Origin of the sequence: uncultured Aureimonas sp. (genome assembly GCF_913775355.1) — a bacterium.
GTDB lineage: Bacteria > Pseudomonadota > Alphaproteobacteria > Rhizobiales > Rhizobiaceae > Aureimonas.
In genome coordinates this window covers 1-6,747 of the sequence record NZ_CAJYIU010000231.1, presented here as the reverse complement: position 1 = coordinate 6,747, position 6,747 = coordinate 1, and the positions used below count along the sequence as shown (strand labels likewise).

9 protein-coding genes are annotated in these 6,747 nt (G+C 68.0%); all 9 read left to right on the top strand.

Features of this window, described 5'->3' with window-relative positions:
* Window positions 1-263 (top strand): efflux RND transporter permease subunit (locus QZ753_RS14085; RefSeq protein WP_294644459.1); only part of this gene is annotated, 263 nt, incomplete at its 5' end.
* Window positions 260-925, top strand: coding sequence for a GNAT family N-acetyltransferase (locus QZ753_RS14080; protein ID WP_294644457.1), 666 nt, complete (start codon window positions 260-262; stop codon window positions 923-925). The genes QZ753_RS14085 and QZ753_RS14080, both read left to right, overlap by 4 nt.
* Window positions 926-1,218: 293 nt before the next feature.
* Window positions 1,219-1,836, top strand: coding sequence for a hypothetical protein (locus QZ753_RS14075; protein WP_294644455.1), 618 nt, complete (start codon window positions 1,219-1,221; stop codon window positions 1,834-1,836).
* Window positions 1,837-2,218: 382 nt separating this feature from the next.
* Window positions 2,219-2,608 (top strand): DUF2946 family protein, encoded by a 390-nt coding sequence (locus tag QZ753_RS14070; RefSeq protein ID WP_294644454.1) that lies wholly within the window; start codon window positions 2,219-2,221, stop codon window positions 2,606-2,608.
* A gap of 227 nt (window positions 2,609-2,835) precedes the next feature.
* Window positions 2,836-3,441 carry an SCO family protein gene (locus QZ753_RS14065; protein WP_294644453.1) on the top strand — a complete coding sequence of 202 codons (606 nt, stop codon included), beginning with the start codon at window positions 2,836-2,838 and terminating at the stop codon, window positions 3,439-3,441.
* 120 nt (window positions 3,442-3,561) lie between these two features.
* Window positions 3,562-4,110, top strand: coding sequence for a copper chaperone PCu(A)C (locus tag QZ753_RS14060; RefSeq protein ID WP_294644452.1), 549 nt, complete (start codon window positions 3,562-3,564; stop codon window positions 4,108-4,110).
* A 91-nt stretch (window positions 4,111-4,201) separates the two neighbouring features.
* A complete protein-coding gene (locus QZ753_RS14055) occupies window positions 4,202-4,723 on the top strand; it encodes a YcnI family protein (RefSeq protein ID WP_294644450.1) in 522 nt (173 codons plus the stop codon).
* 49 nt (window positions 4,724-4,772) lie between these two features.
* Window positions 4,773-6,383 (top strand): CopD family protein, encoded by a 1,611-nt coding sequence (locus QZ753_RS14050; RefSeq protein WP_294644449.1) that lies wholly within the window; start codon window positions 4,773-4,775, stop codon window positions 6,381-6,383.
* 65 nt (window positions 6,384-6,448) lie between these two features.
* Window positions 6,449-6,747 (top strand): SCO family protein (locus QZ753_RS14045; RefSeq protein WP_294644448.1); only part of this gene is annotated, 299 nt, incomplete at its 3' end.

Genomic DNA, 6,747 nt, shown 5'->3' with positions numbered 1-6,747 from the left:
AGGCAGCGCGGCTGCGCCTGCGCCCGATCGTGATGACCTCGCTCGCCTTCGCGCTCGGTATCGTGCCGCTCGTGGTCGCCCGAGGTCCGAGTTCGGAAACGCAGAACGCGCTCGGCACAGGTCTCTTCGGCGGGATGATCTCGGCGACCGTGCTGGCCGTCCTCTTCGTGCCGGTCTTCTTCGTCCTCGTCATGCGGCTTGCCGTACGCCGAGGGGCGACATCCGCTCCGTCCACCACTCCCCAACCCGAAGGCACCTCATGAACGCCAACCTCGCCTCCGACATCGTGACGTTGGACATCGCCTCGACTGACGATCTTCCCCGCTTCCGCCGCGAGCTCCAGGCAGCGTTCTCGATCGCCGTCGTCGAAACGTTCGGCTCCGTTCAGGATGGATCGATCCCTTCCGACGACGTCGTGAACGGTTCCTTCGAGGCGCCGAACGCCGTGGTCCACCGCGTTCTGGAGAACGGACGCTGGGTCGGCGGCGCCGTCGTCACGATCGATCGGCACACACGCCACAACGCCCTGGACCTCTTCTACATCGCGTCCGGCGAGATCGGCCGCGGCCTCGGCCGCAAGGCTTGGACCGCAATCGAGGAGCGCTATCCCTGGACGCGCGTTTGGACGACCCACACGCCGACCTTCGAGCGACGCAACATCCACTTCTACGTCAACATCTGCGGCTTCCACATCACCGCATACCACCACGAGGGCTTCCCCGATCCGGCCCATCCTCGCGGTCCCGGCGAGCCGGACCTGCCGGGCGACGGCGGCATGTTCCGCTTCGAGAAGCGGATGTCGCGTGACGGGGCGGACGGCGGAGCCGCACCCTCGGGTCAAATCCGACCGGAACGTGGAGAGACGTCGACTCATCCGGGTTTCCCACTGAGCCCGGTACCCGTCGATGCGAGTGATGCGGACTGACCCGACATCACGGGCGAACTTACCTATCGGATGACGGTTCGACAAACGGGACCTGCGAAACCGTCCTTTTCCCGCAGCCGTAGGAATTGGCGCCCCATCTGTTGCTCCAGGGATGAGGCGGAAGCGGGAGAGCCGCCCCGCAATCGCCCATGTTGTGATGGAGCCTTAAGGTGTCCGGCAAGCTCCCGCCGCATTGCCGTTCGATCGGTGTCGACAAGATAACGCCGTCTTATGGGTAAGCTGAACACCATCGACTGAAGGCTGCCAGCGCCTTCGAATCAGAAAGAGACTGTATGATCCGCCTTCTGACTCGTGTTGCTCCTCTCGTGCTCGTCTCTGTCCCTGCCTGGGCGCAACCGGCCAACCTGCAACCAACGCGCGATGTCACGGTCACCTACCGCATGAACACCCCGGCGACGGCCGGTGCGGTTTCGGCGCCGCAGGAGATGCGGATGGCGTTCTCGGCCACGGCCGGAAAGCAGCGGACCGACCTGCCGGGCGGGATGGGATGGATGCTGGTGGACCGGAAGGCCAACACCGCGGTGATGGTGATGGACGAGCAGAAGTCCACCATGGCGATGCCGCCGGCGACGGTGGAGGCGATGACGCAGGGCGTGCCGCCGGGAGCGACCTTCACGCAGAAGGGCACCGCGACGGTGGCCGGCACAGCTTGCACGGAATGGGATGTGGCGGCTGGACCGGGTCAGGGAACGTCCTGCATCACCGACGACGGGGTGCTGCTTCGGGCAGTCGCCACGCCGCCGGGCGGGGCGCCGATGACCGTCATGGAGGCCACGAAGGTGACATACGGTCCGGTAGACCCTGCTCTTTTCAGTGTTCCTTCTGGCTATGCGGCCCTGTCGGCCCCTGGTGGAAACGCCGGGGTCTCGAACACGGTGCCCCCTCGTTAGGGCTTCGGGGTGAAAGCGGCAGCCCTGCGACCCCCATCGCGCGGCCACGGGGCTTGTCGCCTTGCGGGAACGACGGCATGTCGCCCCAAGCCGCCAGAACAGATTGGGGCTCCGCTCAAAAGGCCTCGACATCAGATGGCCGCGCGGGCTGACGGACGAGCAGGAGACGCAGCTTCGACCGCTCTCGCCCCCGATCGAGCTTTCCGCTGGACACGACAGAGGCCAGGGAGCGGACGGTCCGGCCTTTGCGTTTCGACAAGGAAACTGTTTCGGAGGGAAGGAGCACCGCCTATCGAAGCCATAGGACCGTTTGTCCAGCGCACCGTCATTTTCACGGCGGTTCGCAGGTGCTACGACTCCTGCATCAGAGGGGGACCGGGACTTGGAACCGCGGCGCAACGGCTCGAACGGATGGATGGTGCGGCTCGCCGCTTTCCTGTTCGTCGTTCAGGCCGCGCTGCTCGGCTTCTCCCTGGGCGCCACCGCCGACCCCCTCCCGCGTGACCAGTTCGGCAACGTCCTCTGCGTCACCGACGGCAACGGCGGCAACCACAAGCCGTCCGGCAAGTCCGACCACCATTCCAAGCTCATGGAATGCTGCTCGATGGGCTGCGGCATGTTCGGGGCGCCCGGCGCTCCGCCTCCGACGCTCGTATCCCTTCTCGCTCGCCCGCCGGTCATCCTGTCCGTGCCGTTCGTCCTGTACGAGGACGTCGGCTCCGGTGCCGTCGAGACACCTCGAAGCACACGAGGACCGCCTCTCTTCGCCTGACGATCGAGCCCCCGCCGCGTCCGCCGCGGGATCGTATCCGTCATCTGCGACCGGACTACGCCTTTGCGTGGGTTGCTCGGTCGACGAGAGGCCGTTCCCATGCATTTCACACGTTGCGCGCCCGAGCGCATGGCGGCCCTGCGCCGTCCGCTTGCCCGCCTCTTCCCGGCGGTTTCGTCCGAAGGCGCCGCTACACTCCCGTGTGCTACGCGAAGCGGCCAGGCACGATGACCCGTGGCAACCGCGTCCTTCTTTCGCTCGCCGCCACCGCCTTGGTCCTCGGGGGCGCCATCGGCGCGACCGCCCTTCTTGATCCCTGGAAGCGGAGCGACAGCTTGGCGCCTCCGCTCGGTACGCCGTTCCGGCTGACGAGTGACGAAGGCCGGCCGATCTTGGACACGGACCTGCGGGGCAAGCCGACGGCGATGTTCTTCGGCTTCACCTTCTGCCCGGAGGTCTGCCCGACGACGCTTGCCGAACTCGTAGGACTGATGGGCGAACTCAGCCCGGACGCCGAACGGCTCAACGTCGTCTTTGTGTCGGTGGACCCGGAGCGGGACACACCAGAAATCTTGCACACGTACCTCTCCGCCTTCGACGACCGCATCCGCGGGATCACGGGCGAGCCGGACCCGGTGCGGGCGATGGTGAAGAGCTACGGCATCTACTTCAAGCGGGTACCCACCGAGGACGGCGGCTACACGATGGACCATACGGCGGCGATCCTTCTTCTGGACGCGGCCGGTGGGTTCGTCGGCACCATCGCCTACGAGGAAGGGCACGACACCGCCCTTACCAAGCTGCGACGTCTCGACTCGCGCACGGTGTCCTGACCTTAGCCCGGACCGCGCGCACTCGTCCTTCCCAGCAGCGACGGCGGGCCTCCTCTTCTTTCACACGCGACCACAGAGGTGAGCCCCTGCGGATCGCCTCTCAAAAACCGAGGACATTCGATGACGACGAACACATGCCCCCTCCACAAACGAGCCCGACGGGCCGCCTGCCTCCTCCTCCTCCTCCTCGGCGCGACGTTCGCCGCGGGAACGGCGAATGTTCAGGCCCACGAGTTCAAGGTCGGCTCGATCGAGATCGAGCACCCTTGGAGCCGCGCCACGCCGCCGGGCGCCCGGACGGGCGCTGGCTATCTCGCCCTGTCGAACGCCGGCACCACCGCCGACCGCCTCGTGTCGGCCGCCTCGCCGGTCGCCGAGAAGGTCGAGGTCCACGAGATGACGATCGTCGACGGCGTCATGAACATGAAGCAGGTTGCCGGCGGCATCGAAATCCCGGCCGGCGGCGAGGCAAGGCTCGCGCCGGGCGGCTTCCACCTCATGCTGATCGGCATCAGGGAGCCGTTCAAGCAGGGCGCATTGGTGCCCGTCACTTTGACCTTCGAGAAGGCCGGCCCCGTCGAGGTCGAGCTCGAGGTCGGCTCGATGGGCGCCAAGGAGCCCGCAAACGATCACGGCCATGGCGCCGCGGACCCGGCTCAAGCGCACTGACGCGTCCGGCTCCTTACCGAGCGAACCAACGACCCGATGCATCCGCCCGAAGGCCTCGACGAGGCTAGGGCAAACCCGAAGGGACCATTCCATGACCAAACGCATTCTTGTCGCAGCGGCAGCCACCATCGCCATGCTTGGCCAAGCCTCAGCGCACGTCACCCTGGAGACGCAGGAGGCCAAGATCGGCGGCAGCTACAAGGCCGTCTTCCGCGTCGGCCACGGCTGCGAGGGCGCGCCGACGACAACCCTGCGCGTGCGCATTCCGGACGGCGTCATCTCCGTCAAGCCGATGCCGAAGGCCGGCTGGGAGATCGCGACCAAGACCGAAGCCTACGGCAAGACCTTCGACTACTACGGTACGCCGCTCACCGAGGGCGTGCGCGAGGTCACCTGGAGTGGCGGCAACCTGCCCGACGCCTACTACGACGAGTTCGTCATGCGCGTTTACCTGACGCCGGACCTCGCCACCGGGGGCAAGCTCTGGTTCCCGGTCGTGCAGGAATGCCCGGAGGGGAAGGCCGAACGCTGGATCGAGATCCCCGAAGCCGGGAAGACCGCCGACGACTACGAGTACCCGGCCGCGGGCGTGACGCTCCTGCCGAAGAACTGAAGGTCCGGCGGTGCGGTCCCGCCGCACCGCCTCCGCCATGGAGGCGCGCATGACCGTCCCGCTGCGACCGGGCATCCTTCGCGATGCCGTGCTCGGCCTGATCGCTCTCGTCTGTGCGCTCTTCGCCGGGATCGGGGTCGCCCAGGCCCATGCGGGCCTCGTCTCCACCTCCCCGGCCGACGGAGCCGTTCTCGAGGTCGCGCCGTCGCGCTACGAGATGACGTTCAGCGAACCCGTCTCCCCTCTCCGCATCGTCTTGGTCGGCCCCGACGGATCGAGCCGGGACCTGTCGGGCGCGAGTCTCTCCGGCAACACGCTCGATGTTCCCGCGCCTGCCGACATGGGCCGCGGCACGCACGTCCTGTCCTGGCGCGTCGTCTCCGCGGACGGCCACCCCGTCGCCGGTTCGGTCGTCTTCTCCATCGGAAGCACCAGCGCGACCCCGACCGCGACGATGACGGACGACCTCGGCGTGCGCATGCTCGTCTGGGCGTCGCGTGTTCTTCTGTATGTCGGGCTCTTCCTCGGGGTCGGCGGCGCGACCGGGCTTCTCGTGGGGTCACGGCCGTCCGGCGCCGCACTGCGTCTGGTCCGTGCGGCCCTTCTGGCAGGACTTCTCGCGACACCCGTCGCGCTGATCGCCCAGGGGCTCGATGCCCTCGGCGCGCCTTTGGCGGCGCTCGCCGATCCCCACGTGTGGCAGGCGGGCGCGGGAACCAGCTTCGCCTGGACGCTCGCGGTTGCGGCCGCGGCCATGGCGGTGGCGCTCCTGGCGACGTGGGTGCCCGGCCAGTTCCTTGCCGCGCTGCTGTCGTCCGCCGCATTGCTCGGCGTCGGAGCCGCCTTGGCGTCGAGTGGTCACGCCTCGAACGCCTCTCCGACATGGCTGACGCGCCCGGCGGTCGCCGTACACGGGCTTGCGGTCGCCCTGTGGATCGGCGCCCTCGTACCGTTGGCCGCGTGCCTGCGCGGCGGCCCTCCGGTCAACACGGCGGCGCTGCGGCGCTTCTCCCGGGTCATCCCGTGGGTCGTCGTCGCGCTACTGGTATCGGGCGCGGTTCTCGCGGTGGTGCAGGTCGGCGTCGTCTCCGCGCTCTGGGCCACCGCTTACGGAAGGGTCCTCCTCGCCAAGCTCTGCCTCCTCGCGGTCCTGTTCTCGCTCGCGGCCTACAATCGTTGGCGCCTCACGGAGCGGTCGTTGCGCGGCGAGCCGTCGGCGACCGTGGCGATGGCCCGGGTTATCGTCGTCGAGATCGGCTTGGCGGTCCTGATCCTGTCGGCGGTCGCCCTGTGGCGCTTCACGCCTCCGCCGCGTGTCGAAGCGGCGGTCGCGGCCGAGCCCGTCTCGGCCCACGCGATGGGACGAACCGTCATGGCCGACCTATCGCTGGTCCCCGGCCGGGCCGGGCCCGTCACAGCCGAAGCGACGCTCTTCACCATCGACTACGGCCCCGTCGCGCCGACGTCCGTCACCTTCGTGTTCGAACAGGCCGCCAGCGGCATCGGCCCCATCCGGCGGACGGCGGAGAACCGCGGCGACGGGGTCTGGCGGGCGGATGCGACATTGCCCGTTCCTGGCACCTGGGCCGTCCAGGCGGAGGTGCTGATCGACGACTTCACCCTGGAGCGCATCGCGACGACGATCGACGTCAGACCCTGACGACCGGCTCGCCGCCCGACAGCCCCGACCACCGATCAGCGTTGGAGACCGAAAGGATCGTCTCGATGTCATCGCCCGCTTCAGCCAACCGCATGCTCGCGATCGGCGGCCTCGTCGCGCTTCTCGGCGTGCTCCTCGCCGCCCTTGGCTTCGTCTATGTCGGTCAGGCGAAGCACAGCGCGGTCAAGCGCCCCTTCGAACTCGTCGACACAATGGGCCGGACGGTGACCGAGCACGTGTTTGAGGGACGCCCGTCGCTTGTCTATTTCGGCTACACCAACTGCCCCGAGGTCTGCCCGACGACGCTGATCGAGATGGCGGACTGGCTGAACGAACTGGGCCCGGAAGGCCGAGACCTTCAGGC

Bases quoted from the DNA above. Each gene is read 5' to 3' on its own strand.
- QZ753_RS14080 (WP_294644457.1), top strand. From the start codon at position 260: ATGAACGCCAACCTCGCCTCCGACATCGTGACGTTGGACATCGCCTCG.
- QZ753_RS14075 (WP_294644455.1), top strand. From the start codon at position 1,219: ATGATCCGCCTTCTGACTCGTGTTGCTCCTCTCGTGCTCGTCTCTGTC.
- QZ753_RS14065 (WP_294644453.1), top strand. From the start codon at position 2,836: ATGACCCGTGGCAACCGCGTCCTTCTTTCGCTCGCCGCCACCGCCTTG.
- QZ753_RS14060 (WP_294644452.1), top strand. From the start codon at position 3,562: ATGACGACGAACACATGCCCCCTCCACAAACGAGCCCGACGGGCCGCC.
- QZ753_RS14055 (WP_294644450.1), top strand. From the start codon at position 4,202: ATGACCAAACGCATTCTTGTCGCAGCGGCAGCCACCATCGCCATGCTT.
- QZ753_RS14050 (WP_294644449.1), top strand. From the start codon at position 4,773: ATGACCGTCCCGCTGCGACCGGGCATCCTTCGCGATGCCGTGCTCGGC.